Origin of the sequence: Duganella dendranthematis (genome assembly GCF_012849375.1) — a bacterium.
Classification (GTDB): Bacteria; Pseudomonadota; Gammaproteobacteria; order Burkholderiales; family Burkholderiaceae_D; genus Rugamonas; species Rugamonas dendranthematis.
On the sequence record NZ_CP051684.1, the window covers coordinates 421,721 to 439,735 of the forward strand.

Annotated in this window: 15 protein-coding genes; 5 read left to right on the forward strand and 10 right to left on the reverse strand. The window is 63.2% G+C overall.

Annotated elements, in window-relative coordinates:
* Positions 1 to 61: 61 nt before the first annotated feature.
* The 3 genes from HH213_RS02085 to HH213_RS02095 are packed head-to-tail and all read left to right on the forward strand — an operon-like array spanning position 62 to position 5,342.
* Positions 62 to 643 carry a DUF2760 domain-containing protein gene (locus tag HH213_RS02085; RefSeq protein WP_169110466.1) on the forward strand — a complete coding sequence of 194 codons (582 nt, stop codon included), beginning with the start codon at positions 62 to 64 and terminating at the stop codon, positions 641 to 643.
* Positions 640 to 2,487, forward strand: coding sequence for an Hsp70 family protein (locus tag HH213_RS02090; RefSeq protein ID WP_169110468.1), 1,848 nt, complete (start codon positions 640 to 642; stop codon positions 2,485 to 2,487). Before HH213_RS02085 ends, HH213_RS02090 begins: the two co-directional genes overlap by 4 nt.
* Before the next feature lie 2 nt (positions 2,488 to 2,489).
* Entirely contained in the window at positions 2,490 to 5,342 is a 2,853-nt protein-coding gene (locus tag HH213_RS02095) for an Hsp70 family protein (protein ID WP_169110470.1), read from the forward strand.
* On the opposite strand, the gene HH213_RS02100 is transcribed toward HH213_RS02095, so the two are convergent.
* From HH213_RS02100 to HH213_RS02140, 9 genes are all read right to left on the reverse strand, one after another.
* Complete coding sequence (locus HH213_RS02100) at positions 5,326 to 5,952, reverse strand: tRNA-uridine aminocarboxypropyltransferase (RefSeq protein ID WP_169110471.1); 627 nt, start codon at positions 5,950 to 5,952, stop codon at positions 5,326 to 5,328. The two genes, HH213_RS02095 and HH213_RS02100, sit on opposite strands and share 17 nt — an antisense overlap.
* Positions 5,953 to 5,972: 20 nt before the next feature.
* Positions 5,973 to 7,700, reverse strand: coding sequence for a methyl-accepting chemotaxis protein (locus HH213_RS02105; RefSeq protein WP_169110473.1), 1,728 nt, complete (start codon positions 7,698 to 7,700; stop codon positions 5,973 to 5,975).
* Between the two features lie 101 nt (positions 7,701 to 7,801).
* Complete coding sequence (gene tssA / locus HH213_RS02110; protein ID WP_169110475.1) at positions 7,802 to 8,662, reverse strand: type VI secretion system protein TssA; 861 nt, start codon at positions 8,660 to 8,662, stop codon at positions 7,802 to 7,804.
* 9 nt (positions 8,663 to 8,671) lie between these two features.
* The gene (tssH, locus tag HH213_RS02115) at positions 8,672 to 11,281 is read right to left on the reverse strand and encodes a type VI secretion system ATPase TssH (protein ID WP_169110477.1); all 2,610 of its coding nucleotides are present in this window, start codon (positions 11,279 to 11,281) and stop codon (positions 8,672 to 8,674) included.
* Positions 11,278 to 11,739 carry a type VI secretion system baseplate subunit TssE gene (gene tssE, locus HH213_RS02120; RefSeq protein ID WP_169110479.1) on the reverse strand — a complete coding sequence of 154 codons (462 nt, stop codon included), beginning with the start codon at positions 11,737 to 11,739 and terminating at the stop codon, positions 11,278 to 11,280. Before tssE ends, tssH begins: the two co-directional genes overlap by 4 nt.
* A 95-nt stretch (positions 11,740 to 11,834) precedes the next feature.
* Entirely contained in the window at positions 11,835 to 12,326 is a 492-nt protein-coding gene (locus tag HH213_RS02125; protein WP_169110481.1) for an Hcp family type VI secretion system effector, read from the reverse strand.
* 24 nt (positions 12,327 to 12,350) lie between these two features.
* Complete coding sequence (gene tssC, locus HH213_RS02130; RefSeq protein ID WP_169110483.1) at positions 12,351 to 13,838, reverse strand: type VI secretion system contractile sheath large subunit; 1,488 nt, start codon at positions 13,836 to 13,838, stop codon at positions 12,351 to 12,353.
* Position 13,839: 1 nt separating this feature from the next.
* Positions 13,840 to 14,340: a type VI secretion system contractile sheath small subunit gene (tssB, locus tag HH213_RS02135; RefSeq protein ID WP_169110485.1), complete on the reverse strand. Its 501-nt coding sequence runs from the start codon at positions 14,338 to 14,340 to the stop codon at positions 13,840 to 13,842.
* Between the two features lie 9 nt (positions 14,341 to 14,349).
* Complete coding sequence (locus HH213_RS02140; protein WP_169110487.1) at positions 14,350 to 14,949, reverse strand: tetratricopeptide repeat protein; 600 nt, start codon at positions 14,947 to 14,949, stop codon at positions 14,350 to 14,352.
* A 179-nt stretch (positions 14,950 to 15,128) separates the two neighbouring features.
* Here HH213_RS02140 and tssK point away from each other — a divergent pair, with 179 nt between their 5' ends.
* Together tssK and icmH are read left to right on the forward strand one after the other, a co-directional pair.
* Entirely contained in the window at positions 15,129 to 16,475 is a 1,347-nt protein-coding gene (gene tssK / locus HH213_RS02145; protein WP_169110489.1) for a type VI secretion system baseplate subunit TssK, read from the forward strand.
* Positions 16,472 to 17,254, forward strand: coding sequence for a type IVB secretion system protein IcmH/DotU (gene icmH, locus HH213_RS02150; RefSeq protein ID WP_169110491.1), 783 nt, complete (start codon positions 16,472 to 16,474; stop codon positions 17,252 to 17,254). Before tssK ends, icmH begins: the two co-directional genes overlap by 4 nt.
* Position 17,255: 1 nt before the next feature.
* Here the strand turns inward: icmH and HH213_RS02155 are convergent, their stop codons facing one another.
* Positions 17,256 to 18,011 (reverse strand): OmpA family protein, encoded by a 756-nt coding sequence (locus tag HH213_RS02155; protein ID WP_169110493.1) that lies wholly within the window; start codon positions 18,009 to 18,011, stop codon positions 17,256 to 17,258.
* Positions 18,012 to 18,015: the final 4 nt, after the last annotated feature.

Below are 18,015 nucleotides of genomic sequence, written 5' to 3' on the forward strand. Positions count from 1 at the left end.
CCGGGCTTCGCCCCAGCGCGCGCTCAGCGCAGCGCTCGGCAACCTTACAGTGAGCCATAACATGAATAATTCGAGCCAACCTCTGCCGTCTTTCTTCAGCCGGATTTCCATCGCCATCGGCGCTTTCTTCCGCGCGCTGTCCGATGCCGACTATGCAGCACGCCTGGCGCGCATTGACGATGCACCGCAACCGGCGGCCGCACCGGTCGCGCCGCCTGCACCTGCACCCGTACCGGCACCGGCACCGGTCACGCTGCGCGTCGCCACGCCGGACGCCGCGCTGCAACTGCTGTCGCTGTTCCAGCGCGAAGCGCGCCTGATCGACTTCACCCAGGAAAACCTCAGCGCTTATTCCGACGCCGACATCGGCGCCGCCGCGCGCGTGGTGCACGAAGGCTGCGCCAAGGTGCTGAAAGAGCACTTCACGATCCAGCCGATCCGCAGCGAAGCGGAAGGCAGCCGGGTCGAACTGGCGGAAGGCTTCGACGCCGCCGCAGTGCGCCTGACTGGCAACGTGGTCGGCAAAGCACCGTTCCGCGGCACGCTGAGTCACCGCGGCTGGCGCTCGGCCGAAGTACGCCTGCCGAAACTGGCGGAAGCCCATGACGCGGCCATCCTGGCGCCGGCGGAGGTGGAACTATGAGCGATCCACGTTACGCCATCGGCATCGACCTAGGCACCACGCACAGCGCGCTGTCGTATGTCAACCTGCAAGCCAGCGAAGGCGAAAAGACCGAGCATGGCGTGCTGGCGATTCCACAGCTGACAGCACCGGGCACCATCGAAGAACTGCCGCTGCTGCCGTCCTTCCTGTACCTGCCGCACGCCGACGAACTGGCGCCAGGCGAGAACAATCTGCCGTGGCAGCAAAGCGCCGAAGAACTTACCGGCGTGGCCGGCGAAATGGCGCGTAGCCGTGGCGCCACCACGCCGATCCGCCTGGTGTCGAGCGCCAAGAGCTGGTTGAGCCATCCCGGCGTCGACCGCCGCTCCGCGCTGCTGCCGAACGACGCGCCGGAAGAAGTCACGCGCGTGTCGCCGCTGGAAGCCTCGACCCGTTATCTGAGCCACCTGCGCAAGGCTTGGGAGCAGGCCTACCCTGATGCGCCGTTCGGCGAACAGGCGGTGACGGTGACGATTCCTGCCTCCTTCGATCCGGGCGCGCGCGAACTGACCGCCGACGCGGCACGCGCCGCCGGCTACACCAACCTCACGCTGCTGGAAGAACCGCAGGCCGCGCTGTATAGCTGGATTCAAGGCAGCGAAGGCCGCTGGCGCAAGGAAGTCAAACCGGGCGACGTCATTCTGGTGGTGGACGTAGGCGGCGGCACCAGCGACTTTTCGCTGATCGCCGTGCTGGAACGCGACGGCGTGCTGGAACCGCACCGCATCGCGGTCGGCGATCACATTCTGCTCGGCGGCGACAATATGGACCTGGCGCTGGCACACCTGGTGGCGCGCAAACTGGCCGCCGCCGGCACGCAGCTGGACGCGTGGCAGATGCGCGCGCTGACCTACGGCTGCCGCACCGCCAAGGAAAAGCTGCTGGCTGACGCCACCATCGCTACCTGGCCAATCGTGGTGCCAAGCCGTGGCTCCAAGCTGATTGGCGGTTCGATCCGCACCGAGTTGACGCGCGATGAAGTGACGACCTTTATTCTCGATGGCTTCTTCCCGCAAGTGGAAGCTGCTGCGCGTCCGGCTGTGCGTACCCGCGCGGGCCTGACGCAGCTTGGCCTGCCGTACGCGCAGGACGCCGGCATCACGCGCCATCTGGCCGCGTTCCTGGCACGCCAGCTGGGCGCTACGGCGGAACTGGAAGGCTACGCCGGCAAGCAAAGCGCCGACGCGACGTTCTTGCACCCAACCGCAGTGCTGTTCAACGGCGGCGTGTTCAAGTCGGACCTGCTGGCGCAGCGCATCATGGGTACCCTCAACGACTGGCTGTATCTGGAAGGCGCGGAGCCAGCACGCATGCTGGGTGGCGCCGATCTGGATCTGGCGGTGGCGCGTGGTGCGGCTTACTACAGCTACGTGCGTCGCGGGAGTGGCGTCCGGATTCGCGGCGGCACGGCGCGCTCGTATTACGTGGCGATTGAGTCGGCGATGCCGGCGATTCCCGGCATGGAGCCGCCGATTCAGGCGCTGTGCGTGGCGCCATTTGGAATGGAAGAAGGCAGCGAGATCGAATTGCCGAATCAGGAGTTTGGCCTGGTCGTCGGTGAGCCGGTGCAGTTCCGTTTCTTCGGTTCCTCGGTACGACGCCAGGACCAGATTGGCGATCTGCTGGACTTCTGGGGACCGGATGAGCTGATCGAGATGAACGAGATCGAAGCGAACCTGTCGCCGGAAGGCCGTCAGTCCGGCGATGTAGTGCAGGTGCGTCTGCATGCGATGGCGACGGAGTCGGGCACGCTGGAACTGGCCGCCGTGGCCACCGATGGCCAGCGCTGGAAGGTGGAGTTCGACGTTCGTTCCGCCGCCTGAGCATGAGTAAATACGTCGTCAGCATCGACCTGGGCACCACCAATACGGTGATGGCCTTCGCGGAAGCCGGCAGCGCGCAGATCCAGTTGTTCGAGATCGAACAGCTGATCGCGCCCGGAGAGGTTGGTGCGGCGGCGTTGCTGCCGTCCTTGCGCTATCACCCGGCGGCGGGTGAGCTGGCGGATGGCGAGTTGCAGCTGCCATGGCGTGCCGACGACGTGGCCGGATTGTCGCAGGTGGTTATCGGCCGTCTGGCGCGCAAGCTGGGATCGCAGGTGCCGGGGCGCCTGGTGGCTAGCGCCAAGAGCTGGTTGTCACATCCCCAGGTCGATCGCATGGCGCCGATTCTGCCGTGGGGCGCGGAGGCCGATGTGGCCAAGGTGTCGCCGGTGGCGGCCAGCGCTTCGTATCTGGCCCATCTGCGCAGCGCCTGGAATGCGCGCTTTCCCGCGTATCCTTTGGAATCGCAGCAGATTGTCTTAACCATTCCGGCATCGTTTGACGAAGGCGCGCGGGCGCTGACGCTGGAGGCGGCGCGCATGGCCAGCTTACCGTCCTTGCGCTTGCTGGAAGAACCGCAGGCGGCGTTCTATGATTGGCTGTTCCGCCAACGCGCCACGCTGGCCGATGAGCTGGCGGAGACACGTCTGGTGCTGGTGTGTGACGTCGGCGGCGGCACCACGGACTTCAGCCTGATGAAGGTCGATCTCGGCGACGGCCAGCCGGCCATCAGCCGCATCGGCGTCGGCAATCACCTGATCCTCGGCGGTGACAATATGGATCTCGCCCTCGCCCACCTGGTCGAAGCACGCATGGCCGGTGAAGCGCAGCCGCAGGCCAAGCTGTCCGCCAGCCGTCTGTCGCAACTGGCGGAGCGCTGCCGCGCTGCCAAGGAGCTGCTGCTGGCGGCCGACGCGCCGGAGCGCACCACCGTCACGCTACTGGGCGCCGGGTCGAAGCTGATCGGCGGCTCCCGTTCCGCCGACCTGACGCGCGAGGAAGTCTCCACACTGGTGGTGGACGGCTTCTTCCCCCTCAACGAACAACAAGAACCGGCCAAGCGTGGACGCGGTGCCATCGTGGAATTCGGCCTGCCTTACGCCAGCGATGCCGCCATCACGCGCCACCTGGCGGACTTCCTGCGCCAGCACGCCTTCGCCATGCGCGAAGCCCTCGGCGTGCCCGCCGACAGCACCGCCGTGCCGATCCCGGACACGCTGCTGCTCAACGGCGGCGTCTTCCGCGCCGACGCACTGGCGCGCCGGCTGGAAGCCACACTGGCCGGCTGGCGCCAACAGCCGCTGCGCATCCTGCACAACGATAATCCCGACGTCGCCGTCGCCCGTGGTGGCGTAGCCTACGCGCTAGGCCAATCCGGCCAGGCGCCGGTGATTGGCGGCGGCTCCGCGCGCAGCTATTTCCTGCTGCTGGACGACGCCGCGCATCCGGACCAGCCGCGCCGCGCCGTCTGCATCCTGCCGCGCGGCGCTGCCGAAAACCGCGAAATCCTGCTAGCCGACCGCACCTTCGCACTGCGCCTCGGTCGGCCGGTACGCTTCCACCTCGCGTCCTCCACTGCCGATGCGCCACAAGCCGGCGACGTAGTCACACTACAGCCGGACGACTACGTCCAACTGCCGCCCATCGCCACCGTGCTGCGCGACAGCAGCAGCGCCGACGCCCGCAAGGAGATCCCGGTGCAGCTGGCAACCTCGCTCAGCGAAGTCGGCACGCTGGAAGTCCACTGCGTCGCCAGGGACGACGCACAGCGTTGGCTGCTGGAGTTTCAGTTGCGCGGCGAAGCCGCCACTGAAACCGCACCAGACGAAGCGCCGATGCCGGCCGGCCTGTCCGCAGCCATCGACAGGATCGACCGCATCTTTGGCAGCCGTGCACTGCAAGTCGACATCAAGGAAGTGAAGCAGCTGCGCGCGCAACTGGAACAGCTGCTCGGCAGCCGCGAAAGCTGGCCGACACCTCTGCTGCGCCGCCTGTTCGACGCGCTGCTGGAACGCGCCAAAGGCCGCCGCCGCTCCTCCGAACACGAACGCGCATGGCTCAATCTCAGCGGCTACTGCCTGCGTCCCGGCTTTGGCTACACGCTGGACGAATGGCGCATCGAAAAACTGTGGGCGATGTTCGACACCGGCATTCAACATCACAAGGACAGCCAGGTCTGCGCCGAATGGTGGACGCTGTGGCGCCGCGTCTCCGGCGGCTTGAGCGTGGAAGCGCAACTGCGCGTGCTGGACGATTTCGCCTTCAATGTGCAGGCCGATGCAGCGGAACGCGGCCGCCGTCCCGTCACGCTGGTCAACGGCAGCGAGGAAGACATGCTGCGTCTCGGCGCCTCGCTGGAACGCATCCCCGGCAACTACAAGGCCGAAATCGGCGCGTGGATGCTGGACCAGTTACACAAAACCGCCAAGGCCGCCGGCAAAGCCGCCGCCAATAAAACCCGCAGCGGCGCAGCCGATCTGGCCAAGGCCGAAGCCACGCAAGGCCGCTTCCTTTGGGGCCTTAGCCGCGTCGGCGCGCGCCAGCCTTTCCACGGCAGCGCACACGATGTAGTGGAAACGCCGGTGGTCGAGCGATGGCTGGACGCGGTACTGTCGCTGGATTGGAAGAAGGTGGAACCGGCCGGCTTTGCCGCCGCTCATCTGGCGCGCATGACCGGCGACCGTTCGCGCGACATCAACGACACGCTGCGCGCCGAGGTGCTGCGCCGCCTGCAAGGCGTCGGCGCGCCGGCCAACTGGAGCGCGATGGTGCGCGAGGTAGTGCAGCTGGACCAGGCCGACGAGAAGCGCATGCTGGGCGACGCGCTGCCACCTGGCCTCAAGCTGATCGCGTGACGTAACTGGCCTGCTGCGCGACGAAACCATCGAAGGCGTCGATCAGCGGGTTGTATTTGTTTATATCGTTTTCCAGTTGCGCCAGCGCGTAAACGGTGGCTTCCAGCGTCGAAAGCTGGTCTGGCAAATGTGCCTTGCGGATCAAGTAATGCGATGGCGGCGCGTCGCGCAGCGGCAGGCGTGGCAAGGCTTGCAGCAGCGGATTCAGATACAGCATCTTGCGGCTCTTGCGCCAGGTGCCGTCCAACACCACCAACCGCAAAGGTTCGCGCAGCCATGCGTCGTCAAACGGCTGCGGCATGGCCAGTCCGAGCGACGCGTCTTCCGTGTCGGGATAGAGCAGCACGTTGCGGCGCTCCGGCGAGAGCAGCGCTTGTAGTTGCGCCGGATCGAAGGTCTCCCCCACTTCCAGCCGGCTGTTGGCCAAACATAGATGCAGCAGCCGCGCGCTGCCCTTGGCGTTGCTGACTTCCATTGGGTGTTGAAGGATCAACACCTCCACATGATTGGGTAGCGCTGTGACCCAGCGGCAGATGCAGGTCTGCTGTGGGCGCAGGCACGCGGCGCATAAGGCACGCCGCGTGGCTGGTAAGGAACTGGCGGTATTCATAACCGCCATTGTATCGCGGCTTAGAACTCTTCCCAGTCCGACTCGCCGGTGGTGACGGCTTTGCGCGGAGCGGCCCGCGCAGGCGCGGGTGCAGCATCCACCGCAGGCGCGGCACGTTTCACCGGCGCCGCCACGGCCGGCGTGCGGCGAGGCAGCGCAGCAGCACGCGCCGGTGCACGCGACAAGGCCGGCGCTGACGAAGCGTACGACGTATCCAGCTTGAATACGCTGACCACATCCGCCAGCTTGGCCGACTGCTCCTGCATCGATTCCGCCGCCGCTGCGGCCTCCTCCACCAGCGCCGCATTCTGCTGCGTTACCTGATCCATCTGCGTGATCGCATCGTTCACCTGCGCGATGCCGATGCTCTGCTCTTCGCTGGCATTGCTAATCTGCGTCATGATCTGCGTGACGCGGCTGATGCTCTGGACGATTTCTTCCATCGTCTGGCCGGCCTTATCCACCAGCTCGGAGCCGATCTGCACCTTCTGAACCGAATCGTCGATCAATCCTTTGATGTCCTTGGCGGCCGACGCGGATCGCTGCGCCAGATTGCGCACTTCCGACGCCACCACCGCAAAACCACGTCCCTGCTCACCCGCGCGCGCCGCCTCCACCGCAGCATTCAGCGCCAGGATATTGGTCTGAAACGCGATGCCGTCGATGACCGAAATGATATCAACAATCTTGCGCGACGAATCGTTGATCGATCCCATGGTGCTCACCACCTCGCCCACCACCGAGCCGCCACGGCTGGCGATTTCCGACGCATTGATCGCCAGCGCATTGGCCTGGCGTGCGTTCTCCGCGTTGAAGCGCACGGTGGACGTCAGCTCCTCCATCGACGATGCGGTTTCCTCCAGCGAGCTGGCTTGCTCCTCGGTGCGTGAAGACAGATCCTGATTGCCAGCGGCGATCTGCGTGGACGCCGTCGCAATCAAATCCGTGCCATTGGGCACCTGGCCGACGATGTTCACCAGATTGGTGTTCATGGTTTTCAGCGCGTACATCAACTGGCCGGTTTCATCGTTGCTGTTTACCTGGATATCGCTGGTCAGATCGCCCGACGATACCGTCTCCGCGACCTTCAGCGCTTCATTGATCGGCTGCGTGATGGTGCGCGTGATCCACCATGCGGCGAATACACCCATCACAATCGCGGCCAGACCGAGCATGATCAGCAGCGTGCGTCCGCTGCGGTATTGCTGTTGAATTTCTGCGGCCGAAGCATCCAGTAAAGCGGCCTGCTTGTCGACGAAGTTCTTCAGCGCAGCCAAGTACTGGATGCGGCTCTGCGTCATGTCGCCTTCGTAGATTTTGGTGGCCTTTTCCAGATCGCCGGCGTTCTTGGCGGCGAAGACCGCTTTGCGGAAATCGGTATAGGCCTTGCGCGTGTCGAGCACTTGCTTGAACAGCGGTTTGAGTTGATCGTCGTCGATGGTCGATCCAATCTGATCTTGGATCTGCGTGGCGCGGCCCGACGATTCGGCCATCAGCGTTTCCAGCTTTTTCTGATCGGCGGACTCGCGCACCATGAAAGCGCCGGTGGTGCGGGCGGCATTGACTTCAATGATCTTGCCCCATTCGGCAGTCAGACGCTCATCGCGGATCTTCACGTTGATCATCTCATCGGTTTTGTCGCTGGCGCTGCTCAAGCGTAGTATGCCTATCGAAGTCATCGCAACCAGCAGTAACAAAATGAGCGAAAAACCGAAGCCCAGGCGCGTACCGATCTTGAGATTGTTCATAGCCAACTCCCTCGCTAAAAGTCTGGATTGTTCAATTCATGCTAGCACTAATCCTCCCCAATATGTAGCATAAAAGAAATATTCAACATTGCGGCGCAGCATTATTCGACGGCCTTCGGCACCGCCAGCAACTCATCCATTCCGGCCAGGATGGCGGGATCCCTGATAACGCTTCTCAACCAGACATGCAGCGGCATGTCGCCCCAGCTCGCCGCGCGTTCCGCCAGATAGGCGACAGGACTATGCGGCTCGGTACGGCGGAAGAAATCCGCTACGAGACGCAGCTGTTGCAGGGCTTGCGTTCGGTTTTGCAGGCCGGCGCCGGTTGGTATGACAGCGTTACCAAGAGTGGCCGGACCAGCATCGGCAACCATGACAACATTGCCAAACGGCGTCAGGCTGCCAATCACCGCCTGCACAGCATCCTTGGCCGCCGCAAAGCCGGGACCGTCTGCGCCTAGTTGCGTATCTACCACGCGCTCCAGCGCGATCAGGCTGGCAAGGCAGTATTCCGCATCGCTTAACTGGGGTGTTTCGACGGCGCATTCCAGCACCAGAGGCGGGGTTCGGGCAAGCAGCCAGAACAGGTTGCCGATACGCTGATCGTAGTCGCCGTCATCGACTAACGGATACAAATCGGTCCAGTACATTTCGCATAAGCCCGCCAGCACGGCGAAGCCGTCACCGAGGCCGCGCAGGCCGCGCGTCTTGGCCAGGGCTTCGGCCAGCCAGGCGGCCAGGCGCAAATCCTTGCTGCGGGTGGCGATCATGTCGGCGCAGCGCGCCGCCACCAGCGGCCAGTCGGCTTCTTTCAGCGTAGTGGCCCATTCGCCCTGGTCCAGCGAGGGATCGTCGTACTGGCGCGCTTGCGCGATCTCGTCGACCTCCTTGCTGAAGGACAGATCCTGGCCGCAGCGTTGCTCGGCGCTGACCGGTTGCAGCAGTTGCGCTACGTTGAACATGTTCACCTCCTATTTGACGGTGTATTTGAACTGGCCCTTGCTGTTGGCGCCAACCTTGATCTGCGTGATCGGCTCTTCCTGGGCCATCTTCTCCAACACCGCCTGCGCGATCTCCGGCAGCAGCGTGCCGTTGAGGATGTGATCCACATTGCGCGCGCCAGAATCGACTTCGGTGCAGCGCGCCAGCACGGCGTTCACCAGCGAAGCGTCGTAGGTAAATTCGGCATGATGATGCGCGCGGATGCGCTGGGCGATGCGCGCCAGCTTGAGGGTGATGATCCCGCTCAGCACCGCATCCGGAATCGGGTAATACGGCACCACCTTCACGCGCCCGAGGAAGGCCGGCTTGAAGTGCTTGACCAGTTGTGGGCGCAGCAGCGCTTCCAGCTCCTCGGGCTGCGGCAGTGTCTCCTGGTTCAGGCAGGCCTGCATGATGGTGGCCGATCCGGCATTGGCGGTGGCGATGATGATGGTGTTGCGGAAATCGATCTCGCGGCCCTCGGCATCGTCCATGACACCTTTATCAAACACCTGGAAGAATAGTTCGAGAATGTCTGGATGCGCTTTTTCGATTTCATCCAGCAGCACCACGCTATAGGGATTGCGGCGCACTGCTTCGGTCAGCACGCCGCCCTGGCCATAGCCCACGTAACCGGGCGGGGAACCTTTCAGGCCGGAGACGCTGTGCGCTTCCTGGTACTCGCTCATGTTGATAGTAAGGAGTTTGCGTTCGCCGCCGTACAGCAGGTCGGCCAGCGCCAGTGCGGTCTCGGTCTTGCCTACGCCGGATGGGCCAACGAACAGGAACACCCCTTTCGGCTTGTTGGGATCATCCAGATTGGCGCGCGCGGTACGCACGCGCTGCGCCACGGCGGCCATGGCATGCGATTGGCCGAGGATGCGGGATTGCAGCGCGTCCTGTAGCCGCAGCACAGTGTTAATTTCGTCCTTGACCATTTTGCCCAGCGGGATGCCGGTCCAGCCGGAGACAATCGCCGCCACCGTGACACCATCCACTTCCAGCGGCACCATCGGCGTTTCGCCTTGCAGCGCAAGCAGTTCCTCTTTCAAGGCGCGAACTTCCGCCGCGCTGCCGTCCGCCGTCCGCTGACGGGTGATAGCTGCGACGATGGATTGTTCGCGCTGCCAGCGTTCGGCGTGACGTGCATGCTCCTCCGCCAGCGCTGCGTGCTCCGCCTGTAGCTGCTGCAAACGTTGCTGCGCGCGCTGCTGCGGCGCCTTGCCGTCTTCCTCGCGCTGTAAGGCCGAGATTTCGGAGGCGATGCGCTCCATCTGGCGCGCGGCGTCTTCCAGCAATGCCGGCGTGCCGCTCTGCGCCAACGCCACGCGCGCGCAGGCCGTATCCAGAAGGCTGACCGCTTTGTCGGGCAACTGGCGGCCGCTGATGTAGCGGTGCGACAGGCGCACCGCCTCAGTCACTGCTTCGTCGCGGATGCGGATACCGAAGTGCTGCTCCATCAACGGCGCCATGGCCCGCAGCATGGCGCTGGCGATGTCCTCGTCCGGCTCATCCACCTTCACCACCTGAAAGCGGCGTGCCAGCGCAGCGTCCTTCTCGAAGTACTTCTTGTATTCACTCCATGTGGTGGCGGCGATGGTCCGCAATTCGCCACGCGCCAGCGCGGGCTTGAGCAGGTTGGCGGCGTCGTTCTGGCCGGCCGTGCCGCCGGCGCCGATCATCGTGTGGGCTTCGTCGATGAACAGGATGATGGCATGCGGGCTTTGCTTCACTTCGTCGATGACGTTTTTGAGGCGGTTCTCAAACTCGCCTTTGACGCTGGCGCCGGCCTGCAACAAGCCCATATCCAGCAGGCGGATCTCAACGTCCTTCAGCGACACGGGTACATCGCCGGCGGCCACGCGCAACGCCAGGCCTTCCACCACGGCAGTTTTTCCGACGCCGGCTTCGCCGGTCAGGATGGGATTGTTCTGGCGGCGGCGCAGCAGGATGTCCACCACCTGGCGGATTTCCTTTTCTCGTCCGATCACCGGATCGAGCTTGCCGTCGCGCGCCTGGCGCGTCAGGCTGGTGGTGTACTGGTCCAGCGCCGGCGTGCGCGGGCTACCGGCTTGCGGTATACCGGTAAGCGGTTCGGCGGCGGTGTCGGGGGCTGCGGTTGTCTCTTCCTGCGAGCCATGCGTGTACTTCTGCAGTTGATGTTTGACTTCGTCGATTGGGATTTTGGCAAACTGCTGCGAGGCGCGCTGCGCCAGTTGCTCCAGTTCCGGCTCGGTCAACAGCGCCACCAGCAGATGCGCGCTGCGGATCGGTGCCGGCGGCGTCGCCAGCGATGCGATCAACCATGCGTTTTCCAGCAGCAGCGGAAGATGGCGAGAAAATACCGGCGTGCGCGTGCTGCCAGTCTTAAACTGGCTGATTTCCTGATGCAGGTCCGCTTCCAGCGCCTCGATGTTGGCGCCGCACTGGCGCGCGATCAGCACGACGTCGCTGCGCTCCTGTTCCAGCAGCGCCAGCAACAGATGTTCCACTTCCACCTCGTACTGCCCGAGTGCCACGCAGATGCTGGCGGCGCGGGTGGCGGCCAGGCGCGTGGTGTCATTCAATTTGCCGATCAGCGTTTTGAGATTGAGATTCATGTCCGGCCTCCGCGTGCGCTGCGATTGATGGAGTAATGCAGCGATGACGGTTGCAGCACCGCGTCAAAGCTGACTGCCTCGGTGGTGGGCAAGCCGGTCAGCGTGCCGAAGATGGCAAAGCTGACGCGGTTGATGGCGCCGGATTCACGCTCCAGGCGCGCCTGTACATTGCGCAGCCGTGGTTCGTGCCGCTCGATCGCGGCCTTCAGAGCGGCGCAGATGCGGGCGCGGTCCTCGGCGCTGTTCAGGCACATACCGGCAAAGTCCACCAGGCCGTAGTTGGCGATGGAGCGTGTGCATTCGGGATAGGCGCGCATCAGTTCATCCGGCAGCGCGCAGCGGGTATTCAGCAGATCTTCCAGATCGCGCGCCACGCTATCCTTGTACTGCTCCAGCGTCATCGGGCGGTCATGATCGCCAAGAAGACGGTCAAGCAGGCCGGGAGCAAAGCCTTTCATCGGATGCTTTCGAAAAGAAGCCAGGCCGGTAGGCCTGGCCGAAAAAGCGCGCCGCAGCGAGTCGCCATTTTGCCCACCACAGGCGCGGGGGAGCTTTAGACGATGCGGTTGGCGGAGAGATCCCAGCCGCCGGAGGTGTTGCCACCGGCGCCACCACTGATTTTCTGCTGCGTGTACTTCCACTTGATCTTGGAGAATTTGAGCGCCACGTCTTCGGTCAGGATGTCGCCCTCTTCCACCGACGGCGCCACCGCGCCGATCAGCACATTCTCGATTTCGATCTCGAAGTATTTAACCCGTTCGCCCTGGGCATCGGCACGCATGAATTCAAACCGCGCCTTGGGAATGGTGCGGCCCGCCGAGCAGGTTTGCAGCAGGATGGGCGAGGACAAATCGGCCAGCTTGGAGAGGACGATGTCGCGATGCTCGCAACGTTCCGCCGTGTGGCCGCCGCCGGTGGAGGCGGTAGCGGACTTAGGCTGCTCCACGCCGAAGCTGACCGATTTGCACTCGATCCAGTCCTTGTGGCGATCGTCATTCGATTCGCCCTTGATGCCATCAATGTACAGATAAACGTCGATTGCCATTGCATGCTCCTCTAGGTTGTTGGGTTAGTGGTTGGTCGATTGCGGCAGCTCCGCGACCAGACGGAGGGAAACGGAGATCTCGTCGAGCTGGAAGTGCGGCCGCAGGAAGGACACCGCGCGGTACACGCCCGGCCGCCCGACCACTTCGTGCACCTGCACCGATGCTTCGCGCAGCGGGAACTGCGCCTTCTGTTCCTGGCTGGCGTTATCGTCCAGCAGCACATACTTCATCAGCCAGCGATTGAGAAAGTCCTCGACATTGGAGGCGGCGGCAAAGCTGCCGACCTTGTCGCGCATCATGGCCTTCATGTAGTGCGCGATGCGCGAAACGGCAAAGATGTATTGCAGCTGCGACGACAGCACGGCGTTGGCGTTGGCCGCCTCGCTGCTGTACTTCTTGGCCTTCTGCGCCGACTGCGCACCGAAGAAGGCGGCGTACGAGGTGTTCTTGCAGTGAACCAGCGAGATGAAGCCGAGGTCACTCAGTTCCTTCTCGCGGCGGTCGGTGATGGCGACTTCGGTCGGGCACTTGAGCGCCACTTCGCCTTCGTCGGTCTTGAAGGTGTGCGTGGGCAGGTCGTCCACCAGGCCACCGCCCTCCACGCCACGAATCGCCGCACACCAGCCGAAATCGCCGAAAGCCTTGGTCAACTTGGCGCCGAATGCGTAGGCAGCGTTGCACCACAAATATTTGTGGTGATCGGTGCCGTCCACTTCTTCCACAAAGTTGAAGCCTTCCACCGTGGTGCCGTCGACGGGATTGAAAGGCAGGCGGCCGAGGAAGCGCGGCAACGTCAGGCCGACATAGCGCGAGTCTTCGGATTCGCGGAAGGCCTTCCACTTGGCGTATTCCACGGTGTCGAACACTTTCGACAGATCGCGCGGCCGCGCCAGGTCGCCGTAGCTTTCCAGCCCAAACAGTTCGGGTGAGGCAGCGCTGATGAACGGCGCATGCGAGGCCGCCGCCACGTGCGACATCTGCTCGATGAAGTACATATCCTCCGGCTGGCGCGAGATTTCAAAATCGCCCAGCAGCGCGGCATACGGCGCGCCGCCGAAGGTACCGAATTCTTCCTCGTAAACTTTCTTGAACATGCAGCTCTGGTCAAATTCCAGCGCGGACTGGAAGTCCTTCACCAACTCACGCTTGGTGGCGTTGAGCATGCGGATTTTCAGGCCCGAGCTGCTGGCGGAGTTCTTCACCAGATAATGCAGACCGGTCCAGCTTTGCTCCAGCTTCTGGAACGCCGGCGCATGCATGATGGCGCTCAGTTGCGTGGAGATCAGGCGGTCCAGTTCCGCGACACGTGCGTCCAGCGTCGCCGACAGGTTGTTGGAAACCACCACCGCGCCCTCCAGCACCTGATCGACCAGCTCTGTGATGATGTCCTTGGCGCGGTCGTGTTCCACGCTGGACTTGGCGACCTTGCTTTTTTCGACTATCTGGTCCAGCAGGCTATCGCCTTCGGCCAGCGGCGCGGCCTGCGCTTCCTGGTTAAGTTGAGCGGACATGTCAGCCTCCCTTGTTCGATTTGAGGCTGGCCAGCTTGCCGGTGTTATTCAGCACCTCGCTCAGGATGTCTTCCAGCTTGTCGTTGCCGGCCAACTTGTTGCGCAAATCGGCCAGCTTGGTGCGTGCCTCCAGCAGCTTGGCCAGCGGTTCCACCTGCCGCACCACGGCTTCCGGACGGAAGTCGTCCATCGCCTTGAAGCGCAGTTCGACATTCAGACTGGTGTCGTCGCCCTTCAGCTGATTAGGCACCTGGAAGCGCGCCACCGGCGCCACACCGCCCAGCACTTCATCGAAGTTGTCGGTGTCGATGCTGACAAACTTGCGGTCCTTGAGGCGCTTCTTCTCTACCTCCGAATTGCCGCCAAAGTCGCCGACCACGCCAACCACGAATGGCAGCTCCTTGTTTTCCATGGCGTCGCCGATTTCCACGTCGTAGGTCATCTGCACGCGCGGCGGGCGTACCTTGGTCAAGCGCTTTTGAATGCTGTCACCTTTAGCCATACAAGCTCCTTATTTCAATCCGCCGAAGGGATCGTTGGTTTGACTGCCGCTCTTGCCGGTGGCGGTGGGCGGTGCTTTTTTTCCGGATGCCGAGGACGACGAAGACGCGGCGGGCTTGCGCGCCGCATTCGACGTCGGCACCAGCACATCTTCGCCAAGGCTGGTGCGTAGCAGCTTGGCCAGATCCTGCGCTTCCGAGCGCAAGGAGCCGTTCAGATTATTCTGCTGGCTCAGGTCCGCCAGCGCGCGCGTCGACAAGCGCAAGCCACTGACGGCGATGATGCTGTTTCCCAGCTTGTCGTTGGGGTCGCGCTGTAGCGCCTCCTGCGCGTTCAGGATCGCTTCGCCGTAATTGGCGCGGTCGAATTTAATCTGCGCCATATGCAGCCAGGGCGTCTTGTCGGACGGGTAGCTGGCGGCGGCATTTTTCAGGATGCCTTGCGCCTTGTCGACATGGCCCGCGGTGAGCGCGGAATCGGCGTCGGCGAGTGCGCGATCCAGTGGCGGTGCTTGTGGTTTATCGGTTCGGACCACGGCGCCGTCCGTGGCGCACGCTGTCAGCAACAGCAGGCTGGCGACGCAGGGCAGCCATGTTCTTGAGGTGATCATCGGTTTCTCCTTTTGCGTAACCGTGCGAGAAGATGGCCAGTATTCATGAAATGCAGGCGGTGCCGATTGCGCTTACTCAAGCGCCGTCTTCTTTTCTCTTTGCTTGCGCCGTCGCAAAAAGACGAGTCACCGCTTTCGTTCTAATGAACGTCTCATCGAAGACAAGGCAGGGAGACAGCATGAGCATTCCATCCAAGGTGTTGTGGGGCGAAGGTTTGTTCCTGCGGCCGCAGCATTTCCAGCAGCAGGACCAGTATCACGAAGCGCGCCTTTACCACACTGCATGCGCGCTGCATCCGTATCTGTGGGGCGTACGCGATATCCGTTGGGACTTCGACGCACTCAAGGCCGGCAAGCTGCGGTTGGAAGCCTTGTCGCTGATCTTCCGTGATGGCGAGATTGTCGATGCACCGGCCAGCGCGCCGCTGCCGCAGACTGTGGACCTGAGCCGCATTTCCGCCAGCGTGCTGGAAGTGACGTGGTACGCCGCCCTGCCTTCACTCTCTGCAAACGGCGGCAATGCGGCGTCACATGACGAGCATCACGCCGGGCCGCGTTACGGCCAGGCCAGCCGCGAAGTGCCGGACCTGTACACGCAGGCGGTGGAGGCAGACGTTAGCTTTCTGCTCAGCGCGGTGCGGCTGATGTCTGATCTGGAGCCGCTGGGCGCCTTCGAATGCGTGCCGTTGATGCGGCTGCGGCGCGTGGTGACGGGCGGCTTTGAGCAAGATCCGTCGTTCATTCCGCCAGGCCTGTCGGTGGCCAGCGCGCCGGCCCTGAAAGCCATGCTGGATCGCTTGCTGGACGCGCTACAGGCCAAGGTGCAGTCGCTGCAAGGCCATATGCGTGAGCCGAGCCGCAATGTGATCGAATTCCGCTCCGGCGACGTCTCCTCATTCTGGCTGCTGCACACGGTCAGCACGTCGGCGGCCGCATTGATGCACTACGTCCGCAACCCCGAGCTGCATCCCGAACGCCTGTTTGAAGCGCTGCTCGCACTGGCGGGGGCGATGATGACCTACTCCAAGCAGTACACACTGATCGACCTGCCGGGCTACCTGCATGAAGACCCGGCGCAATGCTTTGCGGCGCTGGACCACATCATCCGCGACCTGCTGGACACGGTCATCTCCACCAAATACTTCTCGATTGCGCTGACCGAAGAGAAGCCCAGCTACCACCTAGGCAAACTCGATTCCGGAAAAATCGACCAGCGCACTACGCTGTACCTCGCCGTCAGCGCCGCGCTGCCTGCGCTGGAGCTGGTGGAGGTGGTACCGTTGCGCGTCAAAGTCGGCGCGCCGGACGATGTGGAGAAATGCGTGCTGTCGGCCATGCCTGGCGTGAAGTTGACCCACGCGCCACAAGTGCCGGCGGCGATTCCGTTGCAACCGGACACCTACTACTTCGCACTGGAGGGAAAAGGCATGCTGTATGAACAAATGCTCAAAGCGCAGTCGATCTCGATCTACGTGCCATCCGGCATACGCGACCTGCGCCTCAACCTGATCGCGGTGACAGCATGACGCCGCCCGTCGAACGCCGCGCCAATCCAACGCTGATGGGCGGTCAGCGCAAACAGATCCAGCCAGGATACGGCCATGTGCAAACGCTGCTCGATCTGCTGCAGGAGGGCTTCTACCTGCTGTTCATGCTAAAGAACGGCAGCGTGCCGCCGGGCGAAGCGCCCTTCCTCGACACCATCACCGCGTATCTGGCGGAATTCGATCGTGAAGCCCGCAAGATGCGCGCGCAGGGCGAGGATATTGACGCCGCCAAATACGCCTACTGCGCAGCGCTGGATGAAATCATCCTGTCGTCGCAGTTCCCAATGCGGCTGGCGTGGGAGCGGCGTCCACTGCAACTGGTGATCTTCGGCGACCAGTTGGCAGGTGAGCACTTCTTCGATCGTCTGGAAGCCCTGCGCGGTGCCGGCGGTGCGCGGCTGCCCGCGCTTCAGGTATTTCATATGTGCCTGCTGATCGGCTTTCGCGGCAAGCATGCGCTGGATGCCAGCGACAAGCTGTCCTACCTGACGGCGCGGCTGGGCGATGAAATCGCGCACATGCAAGGCAAGAGCAAAGGCTTTGCGCCGCAGGCGGAACGGCCGGACCAGATCGTGCACAAGCTGCGTTCCAACACGCCACTATGGGCGGTGTCCGCCGTGTTTGGGGTGATTGCGCTGGGTGCATACATTGGGCTGGAGTCGTCGTTGTCGCATAGCACGCAGGAATCGCTGGCGGGGTATTCGGACCTTGTCAAGCTGGCGCCGCGCCCGGCCTACGTCACCATCACGCTGCCTTGATCTACTGCGCCACGCGGAATTCGATACGGCGGTTGCGCGAACGGCCTTCCGCCGTGGTGTTCTCGGCCACCGGGCGATCAGGTCCCTGACCGGACACCATCACCATATCCTGACTGATGCCCTTCCCCGCCAGATAGGTGCGCACCGCCTCGGCGCGGGCCTGGCTCAGTGCCAGATTGCTGTCGCGCAGACCGACGTTGTCGGTGTGGCCGATGACTTCCACCTTCTTGCCTTTTACCTTTTGCAGCGCGGCCGCCATATCATCCAGTATGCCTTGCCCCGATGGCGTCAGCGTCGCTTTACCGCTATCGAATTCGATGATGCGCTTGGCCAGCGTTTCGTCCAGCAGGTTTTGCTCGGCGGCGCTCACGCGCAGACCGTTGTTGACGGTGTAGCTGGGATTGAGGCTGGTGGCGATGTCACTGGCGATCTGCTGCCTCTGCGCCTCGTTGGAGACTTCACCGCGCACGGTAATGTTAGTGCCGTCGATTTTCAGCTCCCCCTTGCTGATTAATTTCAGATTGGGGCTGATCAACTTTTGCACGTAGCCGTTCCAGTTGGGCGGCAGCGACACCTGGGCGATGTTCACCTGGTCGACCACGCGCTCCGTGCCGTACAAGGCGCGCACCTGCGCCAGCAGCGCGGCCTTGCTGGCTTCATCCGGCACGGCGCCGGTTACCACGATCTGGCCTGGTGTTTGCGCTGTGGCGCACGTTGCCGCCAGCAGCAACGCGGTCGTCATTATCGTCTTGCGCATGGAG